This window comes from Actinomyces bouchesdurhonensis (assembly GCF_900128465.1).
Taxonomy (GTDB): domain Bacteria; phylum Actinomycetota; class Actinomycetes; order Actinomycetales; family Actinomycetaceae; genus Pauljensenia; species Pauljensenia bouchesdurhonensis.
In genome coordinates this window covers 406,256-424,461 of sequence record NZ_LT635866.1, presented here as the reverse complement: position 1 = coordinate 424,461, position 18,206 = coordinate 406,256, and the positions used below count along the sequence as shown (strand labels likewise).

General features: G+C 64.6%; 17 protein-coding genes and 5 pseudogenes. 10 read left to right on the top strand and 12 right to left on the bottom strand.

The window, feature by feature from the left end; all coding sequences use genetic code 11:
* Positions 1-40: 40 nt before the first annotated feature.
* From BQ7477_RS04370 to BQ7477_RS04350, 5 genes and pseudogenes are all read left to right on the top strand, one after another.
* Positions 41-289 (top strand): phosphoribosylformylglycinamidine synthase subunit PurS, encoded by a 249-nt coding sequence (locus BQ7477_RS04370; protein WP_073982937.1) that lies wholly within the window; start codon positions 41-43, stop codon positions 287-289.
* Positions 219-440, top strand: a pseudogene (locus tag BQ7477_RS12765) (PadR family transcriptional regulator); the annotation flags it as partial. The gene BQ7477_RS04370 and the pseudogene BQ7477_RS12765, both read left to right, overlap by 71 nt.
* Entirely contained in the window at positions 437-1,174 is a 738-nt protein-coding gene (locus tag BQ7477_RS04360) for an ABC transporter ATP-binding protein (protein WP_073982936.1), read from the top strand. The pseudogene BQ7477_RS12765 and the gene BQ7477_RS04360, both read left to right, overlap by 4 nt.
* Before the next feature lie 20 nt (positions 1,175-1,194).
* Positions 1,195-3,897, top strand: a complete 2,703-nt coding sequence (locus BQ7477_RS04355) for an ABC transporter permease family protein (protein WP_073982935.1) — start codon at positions 1,195-1,197, stop codon at positions 3,895-3,897.
* Between the two features lie 8 nt (positions 3,898-3,905).
* On the top strand, positions 3,906-4,328 hold the full coding sequence (locus BQ7477_RS04350) for an RNA-binding S4 domain-containing protein (protein ID WP_073982934.1): 423 nt from the start codon (positions 3,906-3,908) through the stop codon (positions 4,326-4,328).
* A gap of 108 nt (positions 4,329-4,436) precedes the next feature.
* On the opposite strand, the gene BQ7477_RS04345 is transcribed toward BQ7477_RS04350, so the two are convergent.
* The 6 genes from BQ7477_RS04345 to BQ7477_RS04320 form a co-directional block, all read right to left on the bottom strand.
* A complete protein-coding gene (locus tag BQ7477_RS04345; RefSeq protein ID WP_073982933.1) occupies positions 4,437-5,120 on the bottom strand; it encodes a hypothetical protein in 684 nt (227 codons plus the stop codon).
* Positions 5,117-5,791 carry a DUF2510 domain-containing protein gene (locus tag BQ7477_RS11065; RefSeq protein WP_084795644.1) on the bottom strand — a complete coding sequence of 225 codons (675 nt, stop codon included), beginning with the start codon at positions 5,789-5,791 and terminating at the stop codon, positions 5,117-5,119. Before BQ7477_RS11065 ends, BQ7477_RS04345 begins: the two co-directional genes overlap by 4 nt.
* A 169-nt stretch (positions 5,792-5,960) precedes the next feature.
* On the bottom strand, positions 5,961-6,656 hold the full coding sequence (locus BQ7477_RS04335) for a hypothetical protein (RefSeq protein WP_073982932.1): 696 nt from the start codon (positions 6,654-6,656) through the stop codon (positions 5,961-5,963).
* Entirely contained in the window at positions 6,653-7,156 is a 504-nt protein-coding gene (locus tag BQ7477_RS04330; RefSeq protein WP_073982931.1) for a DUF2510 domain-containing protein, read from the bottom strand. Before BQ7477_RS04330 ends, BQ7477_RS04335 begins: the two co-directional genes overlap by 4 nt.
* Before the next feature lie 82 nt (positions 7,157-7,238).
* On the bottom strand, positions 7,239-7,943 hold the full coding sequence (locus tag BQ7477_RS04325) for a hypothetical protein (RefSeq protein WP_073982930.1): 705 nt from the start codon (positions 7,941-7,943) through the stop codon (positions 7,239-7,241).
* A complete protein-coding gene (locus BQ7477_RS04320; protein ID WP_073982929.1) occupies positions 7,940-8,281 on the bottom strand; it encodes a hypothetical protein in 342 nt (113 codons plus the stop codon). Before BQ7477_RS04320 ends, BQ7477_RS04325 begins: the two co-directional genes overlap by 4 nt.
* Between BQ7477_RS04320 and BQ7477_RS04315 the strand changes: the two genes are divergently transcribed.
* The gene (locus BQ7477_RS04315) at positions 8,282-8,677 is read left to right on the top strand and encodes a hypothetical protein (RefSeq protein ID WP_073982928.1); all 396 of its coding nucleotides are present in this window, start codon (positions 8,282-8,284) and stop codon (positions 8,675-8,677) included. It begins immediately after the preceding gene.
* Positions 8,678-8,718: 41 nt separating this feature from the next.
* On the opposite strand, the pseudogene BQ7477_RS04310 reads toward BQ7477_RS04315, so the two are convergent.
* Both BQ7477_RS04310 and BQ7477_RS12345 read right to left on the bottom strand, forming a co-directional pair.
* Positions 8,719-9,120, bottom strand: a pseudogene (locus BQ7477_RS04310) (M18 family aminopeptidase); the annotation flags it as partial.
* The gene (locus BQ7477_RS12345) at positions 9,038-9,367 is read right to left on the bottom strand and encodes a DUF2510 domain-containing protein (protein WP_084795664.1); all 330 of its coding nucleotides are present in this window, start codon (positions 9,365-9,367) and stop codon (positions 9,038-9,040) included. The pseudogene BQ7477_RS04310 and the gene BQ7477_RS12345, both read right to left, overlap by 83 nt.
* A gap of 114 nt (positions 9,368-9,481) precedes the next feature.
* On the opposite strand from BQ7477_RS12345, the gene BQ7477_RS04300 reads away from it, so the two are divergent.
* Positions 9,482-11,056 carry an aspartate:alanine exchanger family transporter gene (locus BQ7477_RS04300; protein WP_073983010.1) on the top strand — a complete coding sequence of 525 codons (1,575 nt, stop codon included), beginning with the start codon at positions 9,482-9,484 and terminating at the stop codon, positions 11,054-11,056.
* Positions 11,057-11,074: 18 nt separating this feature from the next.
* Positions 11,075-11,572 (top strand): NUDIX domain-containing protein, encoded by a 498-nt coding sequence (locus BQ7477_RS04295; protein ID WP_073982926.1) that lies wholly within the window; start codon positions 11,075-11,077, stop codon positions 11,570-11,572.
* On the opposite strand, the pseudogene BQ7477_RS04290 reads toward BQ7477_RS04295, so the two are convergent.
* Positions 11,568-12,350, bottom strand: a pseudogene (locus BQ7477_RS04290) (zinc-binding metallopeptidase family protein); the annotation flags it as partial. The gene BQ7477_RS04295 and the pseudogene BQ7477_RS04290 sit on opposite strands and share 5 nt — an antisense overlap.
* 42 nt (positions 12,351-12,392) lie before the next feature.
* Here BQ7477_RS04290 and BQ7477_RS04285 point away from each other — a divergent pair.
* Together BQ7477_RS04285 and BQ7477_RS12760 are read left to right on the top strand one after the other, a co-directional pair.
* Positions 12,393-13,016, top strand: a pseudogene (locus tag BQ7477_RS04285) (aldo/keto reductase); the annotation flags it as partial.
* A pseudogene (locus BQ7477_RS12760) lies at positions 13,009-13,314 on the top strand (NUDIX domain-containing protein); the annotation flags it as partial. The pseudogenes BQ7477_RS04285 and BQ7477_RS12760, both read left to right, overlap by 8 nt.
* 1,082 nt (positions 13,315-14,396) lie before the next feature.
* On the opposite strand, the gene BQ7477_RS04275 reads toward BQ7477_RS12760, so the two are convergent.
* The 3 genes from BQ7477_RS04275 to BQ7477_RS04265 all read right to left on the bottom strand — a co-directional run bounded on the left by BQ7477_RS04275 (position 14,397) and on the right by BQ7477_RS04265 (position 18,115).
* Positions 14,397-14,852: a GNAT family N-acetyltransferase gene (locus BQ7477_RS04275; protein WP_073982925.1), complete on the bottom strand. Its 456-nt coding sequence runs from the start codon at positions 14,850-14,852 to the stop codon at positions 14,397-14,399.
* A gap of 224 nt (positions 14,853-15,076) precedes the next feature.
* Positions 15,077-16,240, bottom strand: coding sequence for a class I SAM-dependent methyltransferase (locus BQ7477_RS04270; protein ID WP_073982924.1), 1,164 nt, complete (start codon positions 16,238-16,240; stop codon positions 15,077-15,079).
* 3 nt (positions 16,241-16,243) lie between these two features.
* Complete coding sequence (locus BQ7477_RS04265; protein WP_478209455.1) at positions 16,244-18,115, bottom strand: alpha-L-fucosidase; 1,872 nt, start codon at positions 18,113-18,115, stop codon at positions 16,244-16,246.
* Positions 18,116-18,206: the final 91 nt, after the last annotated feature.

The window sequence follows — 18,206 nt, the reverse complement described above, 5'->3', positions numbered from 1 at the left end:
GCGCGGCGGGATCCTCACCAACAACACAAGGAGGAACGCCGTGGGGCGAATCATCGTGGAAGTGATGCCGAAGCCTGAGATCCTGGACCCGCAGGGCAAGGCCGTCGGCTCGGCGCTGCCCAGGCTCGGAATCACGAGCTTTGAGGCCGTGCGTCAGGGGAAGTGCTTCCACCTGACCGTGGACGGCCCCGTCACCGACGAGCTCCTGGAGCAGGCNCACTCGCCTGAAGGCCTCAGCCGACGAAGGAGAGCTCGCCTGGAAGCTCATCCTGGAGCGTCATATTTTTGACCTCGAGGCCGAACTTAACTGGCTGGACCACATCGAGTCCGGCGCGGTCTCGGAGGCCGCTCGTCGCGCCGCCTTCGCCGCCGCGAAGGGCCGTTCGATGAACTGGGCTCAGTCCGACGCCGGTATGACGGAGCGCGCCGGAGTGCGATGAGTCAGCCTGCACCACTACCAATCCGGATAGTTGGCGTCGGACATGAGTTCGGCGCCAACGGTGTCCGAGTGAGAGCGCTCGACGGGATCGACCTTGAGGTCGCGCCCGGCGAGCTTCTCGCTGTTATGGGTCCGTCAGGTTCGGGTAAGTCGACGCTTCTGTCGATCGCGGGAGGGCTTGAACGTCCGACGCGCGGAAGCGTGTACGTCAACGGGGTCAACCTCGCGTCACTGGATAGCGTGCATCGTGCCGAAGTGCGTCGCCGATCAATCGGCTACGTCTTTCAGGACTACAACCTGATCCCCTCGCTGTCCGCGCTCGAAAACGTCGAGATGCCACTACAGCTCGATGGTGTCAGTCCTTCGAAGGTTCGTCGGGCAGCAATGGATGCGCTCGAAGAAGTCGGCGTCGCCGACCTCGCTGACCGCTTTCCAGAAAGGCTCTCTGGAGGCCAGCGTCAGCGGGTTGCCATCGCCCGCGGCCTCGTCGGTAACCGATCGGTCATTCTTGCCGACGAGCCGACCGGCGCGTTGGACTCTCACACTGGCGAACAGATCATGTTGGTGTTGCGTGACCACATAGATGCGGGCGCAGCCGGTATCCTCGTGACTCATGAGGCCAGAATGGCCGCGTGGGCAGACCGCACAGTCTTCCTGCGAGATGGTCGCATCGTTGATCGTTCGCGCGCAGACTCGTTGAGGGACCTGCTGGCAGACACAGCACCAAGGAACTAATGAGCCGACTCAGGATACGGATGAGGCGATGGGGAGTAGTACTCCGCATCGCCTCACGCGATGCGCGCCATAGCCTGGGGCGCACCCTCACGGCAGTCATTCTGATTTCCCTGCCGATCGTCGTTGCGATCGGTTCCCTCACGTTCTGGGATGTGACGACCTCCCAGCGCTACCAGGCGTCGTCCTGGCTGGGCCACACCTCCGATGTTCAGGCCGTCACCCTCCGTCGTTCCTCGACCGCCCTCGACCAGGACTTCACAGCAGACCGCCTCTCCAAGACAGCCTCGGACGAGGAAGTCGACGTCACGATGCAGACCCTCGCCGATTGGGTCCCTCCGGGCGACCAGCTCGTGGCGGTTGACACCCTCTATCAGCTTCACCTGACGGCACCCGGTGGAACAGGCTACACGGTCGATTCGGGCATACAGACCGCCTCCCTGGACGCGCCTCGCGTCCAAGCGGGACACAGACACGGAGTCCTCGAAACCAATCACGCTGTTATTTCTGACGATGTCGCACGCGCCCTTGGCGTAACCACCGGCGATACGGTCGCCCTCTCGCTCACGGTCGCGAAAGATCGAACGACGCAAGCCCTCGAAGGAAACGCCGTTATCGACGCGGTTATCGCTGGCAGCGGGTGCGCCATCATCGGCGACGGAACGCTCGACATTGATCGCCTCGCGGTCGCGGGGCGAACGCAGACAGCCTGGTACGTGACGGGACCCGTTCCCGTCACGTGGGACGACGTTCGCACGCTCAACAAATCAGGGTTCTCAGTCGTCTCCCGCCAAGTGCTCGCTAGTCCACCGGACGCATCGGCTCTGCCCGCACTGATCGCCCAATACGAGGTCCCACAGTCATCGCGGAGCTCAAGTCCCTGGCAGTACCTGCTCGGAATCGCCGGCGTCCTGCTCATCGTCACCGAGATGATCCTGCTCATCTCCCCCCTCTACACGGTTGCTCAACGCTCCGTCATGCGCACGGCCGCCATGATCGTCGCCAACGGTGGCGACCGTTCAGATGGGCGCCGACTCACCGTCGCACACGGCATCGTCATCGGTATCTATTCAGCCGCGTTCTCGGTGATGCTCTCCGCAGGGCTGATGGTCGGCATTGGGCTATGGTCAGGCCTCGGCATCGGTATCCTTCCCTTCTGGCCGCTCGCCTTGTCCGTTACCCTGCCGATCCTCCTGTCCCTCATGGCCTCGGTATCACCGGCACACACCTCCTCCCATATCGATACCTCCGCTGTGATCGGAGGACGCGTGTGGGAGCCCTCACGGCTCGTGCGTCGCCGCATGATCTACCCGGTCTTGCTCCTATCCGGCATCCCCCTGCTAGCCGTCGCCGCCTGGTTTGGTTCGGTGTTCACCCTCGTCCTCGGAGTTGCCCTCCTCGAAGTTGGCCTCATCGGGTCGATCCCGTACGTCTTCACACGCTGGCGTGTACCAAACCGTCGGGCGTCCATGAGTATGCGCCTAGCGCTGCGTGACGCAGTTCGAAACGGCCACCGAACGTTCCCGGCCATGGCTTCGATCCTCACGACCGTGTTTGTTGCATGTGCGCTGCTCATCACCCTGTCCTCGTCGAACGAGGCGGGATGGAACTCGCGCCCACACGTGGGCCAGCGCGGACAGATCTTCGTCTCAGCGATCGATAAGACCGATTCAGTGACCCGTTCCCGTGCCCTCATGAAGTCAGCGACTGACGCAGTCGGCAACGAGCGCACGGTCGTGTCCAAGGCCACCCTTTACGGCATCGCATGGAACAGCGGACCCGGCGGCCCCGAAACCATGGTTGAGGCCATCGTGCCCGCCGATCACTCAACGCTCACGCAGTTGGCCGCCGTGGGGCAAATGGCTGAGCTCGATGTTGCATACATTGTCGACGACGGCACCTATTTGCGCCAAGCAGGCTACTTCACCAACGAAGACGACATGGTCCGCGCAATTGCAACCTTGAATGCGGGCGGCGTGCTCGTTCCTGATCCGGCATGGATCAACGGCGCGGGGCAGGCCGAGCTGCGCAGTCTCGACATGAAAGACATTGCGGCGGCGAAGGCAGCCGGCGCATCGGACGATGCCTTGCCGAACGCGCAAGTGATGGCTTCCCAATCCTTCGCGGCGTCGCCGCTCACACGCGTCAATGTCATGGTTCTCTCACCCGCCGCAGCGACGACCCTCGGTCTTGACAGCGTTCCGCTGGGCGAACTCCTGACGGTGGACAATCCTGTTAACTCGGTGGATGCGCCAACCTTCCAAGCGACTATTGCCCGGCAGGTACCAGGGGCCAGCGCCCAAGTCATCACCCCGACCATGCGATCCATCGTCTTGCCCTACGTCGCGGCCCTGATCGCGATCGTCGCCGCGGCGGCCACGGTCGCGCTCGTCGTGGCTCTCTCGGCCTCCGACATGCGCCCAGACCTCGACACCCTCGACGCGATCGGCGCCGCCCCCGCCATGCGCCGCCACGTTACGACCTGGCAGGGCGTCGTCCTGGCCCTCAACGCGATCCCCACCGCGGTTCTTTCAGGCCTCATCGTCGGAGTTCTCGCGGTCGTCACCTTCGCCCGCTCGGGCATCTTCCGGACCCTGGTGACCCTCACGCCGGTCATCCCGTGGGGGGCCCTCGTCGGTATGCTCGTCGGCATGCCTCTCCTGTGTGCGCTCGTCGCAATTGTTCTGACGCCACGTCAGCAGCATCGAATCCGCCGCATCAACTAAGCCCGCTCATGAGTGACGTACCCGAGACGGTCGTGATTCCGCCAGGCGCCCTGGCCTCGTCCTGCGTGCGCGTTGACACGTGGCTGTGGGCGATCCGCCAGCTGAAGTCTCGCTCACAGGCGACCGCCGCAGTGCGTTCTGGTCACGTACGGGTCAACGGCGAACCGGTGAAGGCTGCCCACAAGGTACGCGCGGGTGACGAGGTGCGCCTGCGCGTTGAAGGTTTCGACCGGATCCTCGGCGTTGTCTTACCGTTGAACAAACGCGTGTCCTACCCACAGGCCCGCATGGCCTACGACGATCGCACGCCCGAGCGGCCACGCGTCCATATACCCATCGCGGTGCGCGAGAAGGGCAGTGGGAGACCCACCAAGAAGGAACGGCGGGAGCTGGACCGTCTGCGCGGCTACGACTCCCACGAACACCACTGACCCGATCGGCAAGACAATCGGTCGGGGCGCGGTGGCTTCGACGCGTCAGGCACAACGACTGGTCCCGCCGCCCATGGGACGACGGGACCAGTGGTGAAAGCTGCGGGCCTACTCGTTCGGGAAGAACGAGGTGACCGCGAAACTGTAGTAATCGCCCCACGACGAATCGTAGGGGGCCTGGAACACGGCTGTGCCCTTGCCGTCCGAATCGACCTTGACGATTGCGACGTTGTCTTCGGTGTGCTTCGGGGGCATGAACGACAGGCCGCTATCCGAGTAGGTCATCTTGAGTGTCACGTCGACGGAGGAGAAATCGGGGAGCTTGGCGACCAGATCAGAGTCAGTGACCGTGACTTCCGCGGCGCAGGAGACGGACTTGCCATCCGCGTTCATCGTGCACGACTTGTCGCTGATCTTAAAATCGTCACTCGCGCTAAAGGTGCTGACCACCTGCGCGACCTCAACGCGCTTGGGGCAACGACTGTCGATGGCGGCTGACTTCGTCTTATCGGCCGAACTGTAGTCGGCGTAGCGCGAAGAAATGTTCGAGGCGTTATCAGCGGTGATCTGGTTACACCAGTTGGTGGCGTACAGGTCCGCTGCCTGCTGGCGCGTCGATTCCGTCTCCTTGCGCGTGTTCTCGGTGGCGACGGAACGCATAACGCTGAGGGTAATCATGACCGCGGCTGCGACCCCGACGAGGATCGCGAGGACGAGCAGAATGCGGTTGACCATGGTCATGGTCGGGTTCTTCTTGGGGGCCGTAGGCGCAGGGGTGACGCTTGTACTCACTTGCTTGACTCCTGGATCGATTGGAGATCTTCCTTCGCCTGGTTCAGCTCCTGCTGAGCCTGCTTGTATTCCTTGTTGTGGGATACGTAGCTCTTCGTGCCGATGAGCGCGCCGACGCCAAAAGCGAGGGTCAGGCAGACCAGCACGATGGAGGTGATGATCTGACCGGTCGTCGTCTTGGGACCGGAGGGCTTGGCGGGAGCGTTGGGCCGAGTGCCTAAGGGGTATCTGTTGGTCGCGGTGCTTGCGTTGAAGGTGCCCCTGGGTCCAGCGTTGCCGGAGGCAGAGTTCGTTGCGGAAGCTCCGTAGCCCTGTGCTCCCACGTTGCCGGGATAGCCGGAGGGCGCGCTAGATGCCATGGGGGAGTGGCCCTGGGCGGTGCCGGCGTTGCCGGAGGCAGAGTTCGTTGCGGAAGCTCCGTAGCCCTGTGCTCCCACGTTGCCGGGATAGCCGGAGGGCGCGCTAGATGCCATGGGGGCGTAGCCCTGGGCGGTGCCAGCGTTGCCGTTCTTCTGGGAACCAGCGTCGCCGGGAAAGCCGCCGGGAGCAGAGCTGGGTGCTTGTGCGCCGGGATCAGGCTGGAATTGGTCGGTCCACTGGCCGCCGTCCCACCAGCGCAGCTGGGGGGAACCGGCTGGGTCTGGGTACCAGCCAGGGATAGGGTTGCTCACGAGGAAGCTCCTTTCACTGTGTCCCGTAAATTCTATGAAAAGTTAAAATTAAATGAAGGGTCAGTGGTGTCTTTCGTGGCACACGTGTGTGATCGTCAACTCACGCGATCGGTGCAGCAATGCCATATGGCATGGCAGTGATCGGTGTGAGGACAGGCCACGCGGTGCACTACATGCTTGAAGGCCACCACGAGGTCATGGTCGCGCCACACTCGGATGTGGCGGACATCTGCGGATCATAGGGTACCGACACAGTGAAGGTGAGAGGCGTCCCGGGTGTCAGTGTCGCGGTCGTGGACCCCTGGTAGGGGGAGGAAGGGTTAAAAGACGCGTCCTTGTCAACCGTGTACCCGATAATCGTGACATCAAGGTCACCGAAGGATGCGACGGAACTCGACTGTGTCATCGTCAACGTGCCGCTCATCGTCGTCGTGACTTGGTCGGTCGTGCATGTCCCGATCGCAATAGAAAAGTCAGAGTCCGACAGTGTGCGCTGCGCGTTGGCTAGGGACTCCTTGTCGGCGCATTGGGCGTGGATGGCCTCCTTAACGGCTTGTGTCGCCGAATCATAGGACTTGACGACATCGCGCATCGAACCCGCCTTGTCGCGTGTGACCGACGCGCACCAGGCGGTGGCGTCTCTGTGGGCGTTAGCGGCCTCGAGGTGGGTCTGGGCCTCAATAATCTGCTGGTCGATGGCGGCCTTCTCGGATACGGCCTGGCTGGCCTCGGCCTCGTAGGTTGCCGCGGAGCGTGTCCGCCACACGTTCACGCCACCAACGACAGCGGACAAGGTGATGAAGATGACGGCGAGGATCGTGCCGGCGACGGTCGCTGCTCGCACAGGAACGGGAACAGTACTCACTTCTCGGCCTCCTCGATCTGGCGGTTAATGTCATCGAGCGTGGACTGGGCGGAGTCGCGTTCCTGCTGCGCGCTTCGTGCATGCTCCTTCGCGTCGTCATAGATCGCACCGGATGCACCCAAATGTGACCATGCGAAGACGAGGACACCGACGAAGGTAGCAACGAGCATCCACGAGGCGACGCACGCGAGCGTCCAACGGAGCGTTCCTGATCGTGCGGGTCCGTGATCGCCGGGCTTAGGGGTCCTCGAAGTCGTTGACGAGGCCGGGGTTTCCTCCCAGGGTGAGGGGTTGTCGGGCGCGTGTCCCGGGAGCGGAATCTGACTATTCCCGTGCGACGAGACCAAGGCCTCGTCCGGCACGCAGACTTCAGGTGTGTTGGCATCGCTCGCTCGCGCCGCGTTGGGCGTCGTGACGTCGGTCCAGGAACTCCCGTCCCACCACCGAAGCTGTGTGGCGCCGGTGGGGTCGGGATACCAGCCTTGCACGGGCACACTCATCGTTACTCTCTCTCGGGTTACAACAAGTCGAATACCTGGTCAGGAAGTCTAGCTGCCCTGCGACTAGCGGGCAACGATGGAATCAGAGTCCCACCGGCCACACATTTGTCGCAACGGCGTTGCAGTGACCGCTCGAGATGCCGGGATCGGGCAGCGTTTGACTGAATGTGCCCGACCCGCCCGAAATCGTGAGCGTAGTCGTCCCAAGAGGTTTGTCGGAACTCGTCGGTGTCGAAGCAGTGACAAAGAGATTGAGAGTGACCTGAAGGTCTCCCACGCTTGTCAAAGAGTCTCCATTCAGGGTCAGAGAACCCGACATTGTCAAACCGTTGTCTGTTGGCGTGCAATCAGTCACCTTGCCAAGGAAAAGATTCGAGGGCGCGTCGCGGAAGGCTTCGATGAAAGCCTTCTTTGCTGGGCACTGCGCTGCGATGGCATCAAGCTCACTCTGGGACTTGTTCTTCAGCTCCAGGCTCTTATTGTCGAGCATCGTGATGTCTGATTGGTCGGAGGTTAAGCCGTCGCACCATGTCGTGGCCGCCGAAGAGTTCTTCGCAGCAGTCACCTGCGTACGTACGGTTGCTGTCTCAGTCTCGGTGGTCTTCTTCTGGGCGTGTAAAGACTCCGTGTCGGCGCGCGTCTGCGTCGCCTTGTTCGACGCCGCGTAGGTCCCATACCCGAGCAAGCCTGACGTGATCATCAGGCAGATGGCCAAGGCCACCCCGACAATCGTGAGAATTTTAAAAACGCGCGACGTCGAATGCGCCTGCGACGTTGTGCTGCTCACTTCTGTGCCTCCTCGAGGTCCTTGTTCGCCTGCTGTAGATCAGAGTTCGCCTGGTCGAGCTCGCTCTGCGCGGTGCTGTGCTCGGATTCGGCCTGAGCGAGGTCGGCGCGGGCACTCTTGAACATCGTTCCCACGTAGATGGAGGTCACGGCAAGAGCAATGACCGCGATCCATGCTGCTGCCGTGCCGATGAGCCAGCCCTTACCGGAACTGGACTTCTGCTTCTTCTTGTCCGTCTTATCGGAGGAAGCGTCGTCGGAACTATCGAACGTCGGCTTGGTACCTGTGGCGTTATAGGGATCGGAGGACACCGTTGGTGCCGGCTTCGCGGAGGGCATGTGCCGCGTCTTCTTCGCAGACGTGTCCCGGGTGGCGGCCTGCTCCTGCTGGCGCTGCTGGGGTTGGCCCTGTGGGCCTGGCACGCCCTGCTGGCGCTGCTGGGGTGCGCTCTGTGGGCCTGGCATGCCCTGCTGGAAGCGGGACCCGGGGATGCCCTGCTGGTTGTTCGGGGTGGGCATACTGCGCTGGGTGCGCATTCCCGGCTGGGACGCGCCCGGAATGGTTGCCTGGGTATGTTGGCGCTGCTGGGGTGCGCCCTGCTGGGGTGCGCTCTGTGGGCCTGGCACGCCCTGTTGGCGCTGCTGGGGTGCGCCCTGGGGACCTGGCACGCCCTGTTGGCGCTGCTGGGGTTGGCCCTGTGGGCCTGGCACGCCCTGTTGGCGCTGCTGGTGTAGGCCCTGGGGACCTGGCACGCCCTGTTGGNCGATCCGGGCGCTCAGGCGCCGCGCCAGTACGCCGCGAGTGCCTTCGACAGCATCAGCAGATCATCGATATGGCTCATCTCGCGCGCCGAATGCATCGACAACAAGCCCACGCCCACATCCACCGTCAAAATCCCCAGGCGGGACGCCGTGATCGGGCCAATCGTCGTACCACATGGCATCGCGTTGTTGCCCACGAAACTCTGCGAAGGCACACCCGCCGCCGCGCACGCCCGATTCCACAAGGCAATGCCCTCGCCGTCCGTCGCGTAACGCTGCTTCGAATTGATCTTGATGACCGGGCCACGCCCCATCACCGGGCGGTTATCCGGATCATGATGGCCCGCGTAGTTCGGATGCACCGAATGCGCCGCGTCTGCACTCACACACGACGAAGCCGCCAGCATCCGCTCGAAGNGGGCCTGGCACGCCCTGCTGGCGCTGCTGGGGTGCGCCCTGGGGACCTGGCACGCCCTGCTGGAAGCGCGGTCCGGGGACGCCCTGCTGGTTGTTCGGGGTGGGCGTACCGTGCTGGGCGGGCGCACCCTGCACGGTGACGCCGGGCATGGGCTGGTACTGATCGATCCACTGCCCACCGTTCCACCAGCGCAGGCGCTGGCTGCCAGCGGGATCTGGGTACCATCCGGGTACTGGTTGCGACATGACCGTCCTTTCAGTTTCTGAAAGCAGTCTATACCCATCGTCGTGAGCGTTATAACGAGGTATTCGTTCGGGACATCACGCCTGCCGTGCGGGGTGACAGGTACCCTGAAAGGTATGGCAGCTCTCTTTTCGTCGTCACCCCTGCTCGCGCTGTTTGTCGTCGTCGCGTTGGGCGCGGCGATTGGGGCGATCCGGATCGGTCCCCTTCGTTTCGGTGCGGCGGGTGCTCTCTTCGTTGGTCTGACGGTCTCCGCCATCCATCCCGAGGTTGTCAGCACGCACATGTCGATCGTCCAGTCAATGGGCCTCGCATTCTTCGTGTACTGCGTCGGCATTTCCGCTGGTGCGACGTTCTTTCAGGACCTGCGCAAGCAGACGAACCTCCTGGCCCTCACCACGCTCGTCTGCGTCGTTGGTGCAGTTATTACTTTCGTCGGTGGTCGCCTTCTCGGCCTGTCCTCTGGCCTCGCCTCGGGCCTCTTCACGGGAGCATTGACGGCGGCGCCCGCCCTGGATACGGCGACGCGGCTCACGGGCGACGCGAACGCAGCCGTCGGTTATGCGTTCGGCTATCCGATCGGCGTCATCGGGGGCATTCTCATCGTGACGATCACCGTCACGAGGAAGTGGCTGGGTCCCAAGGACACGCCCTCCCTCGCGGGCGCGTCGCTCGAGGCTGTCAGCGTTCATATCTCCAAGCAGATCAACACGCGTGACATCACCGCGTGGCGCGAGCAGCGCGTGCGTCTGTCCTACCTGCGCCGCGGTGATCGTACGCGCGTCATCGCGCCCGGCGAAGACCTTCTGCCAGGCGACCATGTCGTCATGGTTGGCGACCCCGCGTCGATCAAAGACGCCGCTCCCCTGGTCGGCGAAATCCTCGACCATAACCTCGAGGATGATCGGTCCGACCTGGCTTTTGAACGTATCGTCGTCTCTAACCCTGACGTCGCAGGGCGAAGCGTGTCGGAACTCAACGTTACGAAGCGATTCGGAGCCGTCATCACCCGAGTGCGTAGAGGCGACCTGGACCTCCTGGCTCGTGACGACCTCGACCTGCAGCTCGGCGACCACGTCGCTGTCGTCGTCCCCACGGATGAACTCGACGACATCGCGCAGTGGCTGGGTGACTCTGAGCGGCGAGTCGCCGAGGTTGACGGCATGGCGTTCGGCATCGGCCTGGTCCTCGGTCTGCTCCTGGGTATCGTGTCCTTCCCGCTGCCCGGCGGACAGGGATTCCAGCTGGGAGCCGCGGCGGGCCCCCTGATCGTCGGCATGTTGCTGGGTGCTCTGCGCCGCACGGGTCCGCTCGTGTGGACCCTGCCCGCCGCGGCGAACCTGACGATCCGTCAGATTGGCCTCATGCTTTTCCTCGCGGCTCTCGGCCTCAACGCAGGCCCGCAGTTTGCGAGCCTGCTCGGCAGCCCTGACGGTTGGCGCGCCGCCGTCCTCGCCGCCGTCATGGTTCTCGTGTGCTGCGTCCTCCAGGCCCTGGGCGCGAAGTTTATCGGCCTGTCTGCGCCGCGCGCCGCCGGCGGTGTCGCCGGCTTCCTCGGACAGCCAGCCGTGCTGCAGGCCGCCGACGCCCGCGTCACCGACGAGCGCATCGAGGCGGCCTACGCGACCCTTTTCGCTTTCGCGATCATCGTCAAGATACTGCTCTTGCCGATGATCACTTCGTTCCTGTGAACGCTTTAGACTAGGGCCATGGCTACCCCCGACTTCGTCCTTGAGCTGCGTCGACACGTCGGCCACGCGCCCCTGTGGATGCCCGGCACGACCGTCGTTATCCTGCGCCCGGCCCCCGGCTGCCCGCCGATCGACTGGGAGCGCCCCATCGCGCCCGAAGCCGTCGACATCCTGTGCGTGCGCCGCTCCGATAACGGCGCCTGGACTCCCGTGACCGGCATCGTTGACCCGGGCGAGGAACCCGCGATTGCTGCCGCCCGCGAAGCCTTGGAGGAGGCCGACGTTCGCATTGATGTGCGCCGCCTCCTCTCCGTCGAGGTTGTCGGACCCGTCACCTACTACAACGGAGACGTCACCACCTACCTGGACGTCGCATTCGCCGCTGAGTGGGTGAGCGGCGAACCGAGCCCCGCCGACGGGGAAAACAGCGAGACCGCGTTCTTCCGCGGCGACCAGCTCCCTCCCATGAACGACCGCTTCCGCCGCGCCGTCGCCAAAGCCCTGAGCGCNCCGTGACGTCCCCGCCCGCGGGCGCACCCGCCGCGGCGAGGCGCTCCAGGGCCACCAGGCCCGGATGCACACTCGACAGATTGTCCTGACGCGACGCGGCCACGAACTGACCCTTGTCGCCGAAAAAACCCGGCCCCTGGCTGGGGGTCAAAATCAGGTCAAAAGCTGCGATCTGGGAAGCATCCTCCAGGCCCGCCGTGCGAGCGACAATCTCCAACACGCTGCCGGTCGGGTTATCGACCGTCCACATCGGATGCAGGTGCTGTTGCGGATCCAGCTTCAACCCCACCGGATTCACCTCACGATCCAGGTGGATCGCCAGCTGCGGGATACGCGCAATCGGACCCGTGCGCGCCAACACCACCTCGCCATTCGTCAAAACCAGGCGACCCGCCAGCGTCAACTCGCGATCCAGCCACGAATTCCACATCATGCCGCCGTACACCTCGACGTCAATCTGGCCCCAGCCATCCGGCGTCGTCGACTGCACCGACGGCTTCACCGAAAACGCCGGCGAATCCGTATGCGCGCCCACGATACGGAAACCCGCGTCATCGGCGACCGTCTCGGGCACGAACCACGCGGCCACCGCGCCACCGCGCACCATCACGTGACCGCCCGGAGACGCATCCCACGCGCCCTTCTCATCGACGCGCCTAAACCCAGCGTCGACCAGGCGCTGAGCCACGACCTCGGCCGCGTGAAAAGGGGAAGGAGAATCAAGAAGGAAATGCTGATAGTCCACCGCGTTCGCGTGGACCTCATCCAGTTCAAGCTGTGCCATACCCCCCATGGTAGGACGCTCCGCGTCGCCTATGCTTGACTCATGAGCGAGAATCCCGCATACACCCTGTCCGACGGCCTGGACGTTCCCGCGATCGCACTGGGCACCTACAACCTGCGCGGCACCTCGGGCGTGTCCGCGATAGTTTCTGGGGTCGAGGCCGGATACCGGATGCTGGATAGCGCCTTTAACTACGAGAACGAGGGCGCCCTCGGCGCGGCCGTACGCCGCTGCGGTGTTCCCCGCGAGGAGCTGCGCCTCGTCTCCAAGCTCCCCGGGCGCCACCAGCGCTACGACGAAGCCATCTACACCGTCGAGGAATCCCTCATGCGCGCCGGCCTGGACTACTGGGACATGTACCTGATCCACTGGCCCAACCCCAAGCGCGGCCTCTACGTCGAGGCCTTCCAAGCCCTGCTGGACGCGCGCGCCCGCGGCCTGATCCGCTCCGTCGGCGTGTGCAACTTCCTGCCCGAACACCTCGACCGCGTGCACGCCGAGACCGGCGAGTACCCCAGCGTCAACCAGATCGAGCTGCACCCCTACTTCCCGCAGGCCTCCGCACTGGCCTACCACGAGCAGATCGGCGTGCGCACCGAGTCGTGGAGCCCGCTGGGCCGCAAGTGGCGCATCGTCGAAGACCCCGCGATCGTCGCCCTGGCCGCCGAGGCNGACCGTCGTTATCCGGCGCCCGGCCCCCGGCTGCCCGCCGATCGACTGGGAGCGCCCCATCGCGCCCGAAGCCGTCGACATCCTGTGCGTGCGCCGCTCCGATAACGGCGCCTGGACTCCCGTGACCGGCATCGTTGACCCGGGCGAGGAACCCGCGATTGCTGCCGCCCGCGAAGCCTTGGAGGAGGCCGACGTTCGCATTGATGTGCGCCGCCTCCTCTCCGTCGAGGTTGTCGGACCCGTCACCTACTACAACGGAGACGTCACCACCTACCTGGACGTCGCATTCGCCNTGCTGCCGCCCACCGGCACCGCGGCAAGGCCCTGCAGGCCCTGCGGCGGCCTCCAATCGGGCGAGGCTTGTCGCTGTTCGTCGCTAGCGTGCTCATCGCTCACCGCCTAGCAATTTCGCACGTAATTCCCTTGCGGTTACTTCAAACCGTGAACTGACGTCGTTGCAATTGCAACGTTTGTGGACGGTCTCCAAAAGTGACCGCAGGAAATTATGTGCGACTTTTGGTCAGTCTTGGCCCTGCTGCCGCCCACCGGCACCGCGGCCAGGACCGTGCCTTGAAGCCCGGCCAGGACCCGTCTCTCCGCATCGATGTCGCACGTAATTCCCTTGCGGTTACTTCAAACCATGAACTGACGTCGTTGCAATTGCAACGTTTGTGGACGGTCTCCAAAAGTGACCGTGTTAAATTACGTGCGAATTTTGGTCAGTCTTGGCCCTGTCGAGGGCTGCGGGCGTTGGGAGCGGCTCCTTGGCCCCTGAATTCACGAAAATGCTTGTTGCGGTGTGGCTTGTACCCGACGAGGTTGAACGTTACCGATGGGGTTGATTCCTCCGGCCTCCGGCCCTCCGGCGCCGTCCACGCCGGCGGCGTGGTTGGAATTCGTGATTGAGCTTGTTGCTCGCCGGTCGTGCACTGGTGAGGCAGGCACTGCACTCGTTGAAGAGGCAATGCACCGCTTCGTGGCTCGTGCAATGCTGCGCTCTCTCGTCCATTGCCGTCCGACATAGTCCAGCGGTGTCGATGCGCCCCGCATACGCGGATAGGTTGTTGCTATCTGGATAGGTTATGAGCATCCGGATAGCTTATTAACCTATCCACGTGGCGATAACCTATCCGGATCGCCGTCACCTATCCGGAACGTCACCAGCCAGGTCAGTGCCGCCCTCGGGTAGGACAGTCCGGCCGCGCACGTGAGGGGGCCTCACCCTACGCGAAGCGCCCGCCCACGCATCATGCGGGGGCGGGCGGCAACACGAAGAACGCGTGGAGCACGTGCAGTGCATGCAACCCAAGCAGCGCACGCGCCGAATGCGGTGCACATGACACTAGGGTCGCAAGCAGCGCGTGCGTCGCGTGCTTACTTCTGCTCGAGCGTCACGCGGTACACGTTGGTTTCGCGTAGTTTGAAGCCGGCGCGCTGGTAGAGGCGGTTTGCGGCTTCGCGCGAGGGGCGTGACGTCAGGTCGACGGTGCGCGCGCCGACCTTCTTCGCGTGTTCGATGGCGGCTACCACGAGGGATTGGCCGGCGCCCTGGCCGCGGGCGGCCTCGTCGACGACGACGTCCTCCACCCACGCGCGCACGCCAGTGGGGATCTCGAAGGTGGCCAGCGACAGCATGCCGAGGATCGGGCGGTTGCCTTCGTCGTCGGCTGCGTCCGGGCGGAACACGAAGAGGTGGACGCTGCCCTGGGCGAGGAAGCGCTCAACGTCCGCCTCGCTCATGGGCTTGGCGGAGCGGGACAGCTGGGGGAGGAGGCGCGCCATGGCCTCGTGGAGCTCGGGCGTGGCGGCGGTGATCAGTTCGACGGTCATAATTCTCCTAACGTTAGGTCCAATTGTAACTGTACGGGGCGGTGAACCTGGGCGCTCGGGTGGTTCGTGGAACGGGTGGACGGTGCTCCCCGTCGAGGAGTAAAGATGGATCAGACAGGAAGCGCGTGGAGCAACTGCGCCGGGCGCGAGTCGATCCGCTCGCCTGTCGTGAGGTGGCACTCGACGTGGAACGAGGCCGGGGCGGGCCGTCCGATCGGAGCTACCTACGCTGACGCGCGCTCCAGGAGGAGGGCGACCTCGGCGTGGGTCGTGTGGGGGAACATGTCGAAGAGGCGGCCCTCGACGGGGCGCAGGGAGGGCATGGCCGCCAGGTCCTTGGCGAGCGACGTGGGGTTGCACGAGGAGTAGATGACGCGCGGCGCGCCGCACTGGTCCAGGTAGGCGGCCAGGTCGGCTCCGATGCCTCGGCGCGGCGGGTTCACGACGATCACGTCGGGCACGTCCGCCTCGGGCTGGGCGCGCGCCCACGAGGTCGCGTCGTCCGTGATGAAGGTGGCAGCACGCCGTGACAGGCCCGCGTGGCGTGCGGCGCTGATCGCTGAGGAGATCGCCCCGGAGGATACCTCGACGCCGGTGACGCGGGGGAATCCGGCGCGCGCGCAGGCGAGGGCGAAGCCGCCGACGCCGCAGTACAGGTCCCAGAGGCTCTCGGGCAGTCGTCCGTCGGCGAAGGGGCGAGACGCCCACACCGAGGCCTGCTCGTACAGGGCGGAGGCGACGTGCGCGTTGGTCTGCGCGAAGGAACGAGGCCCCAGCTCCAGGCCTTCGACGGACAGCGCCAGCGTACGGGCGCGCGTCAGGATGATCTCGTCGGGCCCCTCCACGATGGCCTCGTGCGTGGGGTGAATGTTCGCGGTGATGACGTGGGCGCTGGGCACGAGGTCGCGCAGCAGCGGCAGCGCCTGGCGGATGTCGGAGACGCGCTCGCGGGTGCGCAGCACGAAGCGGATCATGAGCCGCTCGCCCTCGCCCACGGTGATGAGGATGTTTTTCAGCTCTCCGCGCTTGGTGGGAACGTCGTAGGGGGTGAGGTTCAGGGAGCGGATGAAACGCTTCAGGCCGGGCGTCGCGCGGTTGATCGCCGGGTGCTGGATGGGGCAGCCGGGCAGGTCGACGCCGCGGCGGTTATGCCCGAGGATCCCCAGGGTGGGGCGGCGACGTGTTCCTCCGACGACGAGTTTGGCGCTCGTGCGGAAGCCCCTTTCGGGGGACGAGGCCGGGGCCAGCCAGTGGAGATGGTCGGCTCCCGGGACGGGGGCTAGGGCGGCCGCGACGGCCTCTTCCTTGCCCGCGAGCTGACGCTCGTAGGGCTGGGGGAGGAGGGAGCAGGACCGGCAGGTTCCGGCGTCATAGTGGTCGCAGCGCATCCTTCAAGTGTAAGTGGGGGNGGTGAACGCGCCGCTGGCGTCCGCGGTGGCTGCGCCGACCTCGACGGGCTCGGAGTGCAGCGTGAGCGTCACGGTAGTGGAAGGAGCGAAGCCCGTGCCCGTCACGGTGACGGTCTTGCCGGCCTCGACGCTCGACGGCTCGACGGTGACGGCGGGCGTGGAAAGGGTCGCAGCCTTGACGGTGACCGAGGTGACGGTCGTGTCCTTGCCGAAGCCTTTCAGCACGTACGCCGGGTTGTCGTACTCGAGGGTGGCGCGAGCGGTCTGGTTCGGGCCGATCGTGAAGGGGCCGACACCCGCCTTCAGGTCAGCGACGGTCAGGCCGCCTTTGACCTGGCCGGCGACGGTGACCTTGTACTTCGCGTAGGAGTCCGTGAAGCCCTCGGTATCGAAGGAGACGGTCACGCCCGAGGCGACCTTGTCGCCCGAGGTGATGGATGCCGTGAAGCTGGTCTCGCCGGTCTTGGGGGTGGGGGCCTTGAACTTTTCGAGGCTGGAGGCGGGGATCGTGGTCGCCTGCTCGCCGATGGTGGTCAGGCCGGTGGGCACGTAGTTGGGCGTGCCGTTCGTGGTGACCGTGACGACGGGGAGGATCTCGTCGGGCTGTGCGGGCAGGGTGATGACGAGGTCGTTGCCTTCGACCTTGTAGGTCAGAGCCGCGTCGGAGCCGTCGAGCTTCACCGAAGAGATGTCGTTGGCGCCGGCGCCGCGCAGCGTGATGGTGCCCTCTGCCGGCCACTTCTCGATGCCCAGGTAGATGTGGGAGTCATCGACCATGGTCTTACCCCAGGTTTCGATGGGGTAGTGGGTCGGGCGCGAGTTGCCCAGAATGCCGGGGTGTGCGCGGTTCCAGTCGCCGACGCCCTTCAGGACCGAGGCGTCCCACGGGTCGTAGGAGCCGTCGAACTTCGGGCCGACGTTGAAGAGGAACTGGCCGCCCAGGGCCACGGTCGAGAACATGTTGCCCACGATCTCGGTGGTTTTCGTCTTGGCTCCGCCCGGGGCCTTGCGCAGCGCAGTCGTGTTGTCGACCTGCTGGATGTGGTCCCATTCTTCGTCGGTGTAGTCCGGGTAGCCGGTGTCCTTGTAGGTGGGGGCTGCGTCGTCCCAGTTGGCGTAGCCCCAGGTCTTGTGGAAGATCGAGACGGCCGACTCCCAGGGCCCCTGGGTTTGCTCGGACTGCATTTCGTTGTCCCAGCCGACCTCGAAGTCCGCGCGGTCGTTACCGACGCGCGAGTTGATCATGATGTTCGGCTGGAGCTCGTGGGCCCATTGACGCAGCTGGTCGGACTGCTTTTCGTTGGGCTTGCCCATGTCATACCAGAGCTCGGTGATTTCGCCATACTTGCCGCCGAGGAGCTCCTTGAGCTGGGCATGGATGTAGTCCATGTAGCCCTCTTCGTCCAGGGTGTTGGCGTTCGTCCAGGGGTCCTCGGGCTGCTTCTCCCAGTCGATGTTGGAGAAGTAGAGGCCGAACTTGATGCCGACCTTGTTGCAGGCCTGTGACAGTTCGAGGATCGGGTCGCGGTGGGAGGGTGACTGCTTCGTGAAGTTGTAGTCGGTGGTGGCCGTGTTCCACATGGCGAAGCCGTCGTGGTGCTTGGAGGTGATGAGCAGCATCTTCATGCCGCTGTCCTTGGCCTGCTGACACCACGAGGTCGCGTCGAAGTTGGGGGCCTCGAAGGTCTGGGCGGTGGCCAGGTACTCCTCGCGGGGGATGCCCTGCAGCGGGATTCGCTGATCCCAGGTCTGCTGGTGGCCCCATGCCTTGATCTGCTCGGGGTAGCCGACTTCCTGCTTCTCGCCCTTGTACCAGCCTGCGTAGGAGGAGTAGACGCCCCAGTGGATGAACATGGCGTACTTCATGTCCTGCCACTGCGCGACCTTCGCCTCGCTGGAGGCGGGTACGGCTGCGGGGATCGCGTAGCGTGCGTCGTAGGTTTCC

Coding starts and splice junctions, on each gene's coding strand:
- BQ7477_RS04360 (WP_073982936.1), top strand. CDS start 437: ATGAGTCAGCCTGCACCACTACCAATCCGGATAGTTGGCGTCGGACAT.
- BQ7477_RS04355 (WP_073982935.1), top strand. CDS start 1,195: ATGAGGCGATGGGGAGTAGTACTCCGCATCGCCTCACGCGATGCGCGC.
- BQ7477_RS04350 (WP_073982934.1), top strand. CDS start 3,906: ATGAGTGACGTACCCGAGACGGTCGTGATTCCGCCAGGCGCCCTGGCC.
- BQ7477_RS04330 (WP_073982931.1), bottom strand. CDS start 7,156: ATGAGTGTGCCCGTGCAAGGCTGGTATCCCGACCCCACCGGCGCCACA.
- BQ7477_RS04320 (WP_073982929.1), bottom strand. CDS start 8,281: ATGCCCTCCGCGAAGCCGGCACCAACGGTGTCCTCCGATCCCTATAAC.
- BQ7477_RS04300 (WP_073983010.1), top strand. CDS start 9,482: ATGGCAGCTCTCTTTTCGTCGTCACCCCTGCTCGCGCTGTTTGTCGTC.
- BQ7477_RS04275 (WP_073982925.1), bottom strand. CDS start 14,852: ATGACCGTCGAACTGATCACCGCCGCCACGCCCGAGCTCCACGAGGCC.
- BQ7477_RS04270 (WP_073982924.1), bottom strand. CDS start 16,240: ATGCGCTGCGACCACTATGACGCCGGAACCTGCCGGTCCTGCTCCCTC.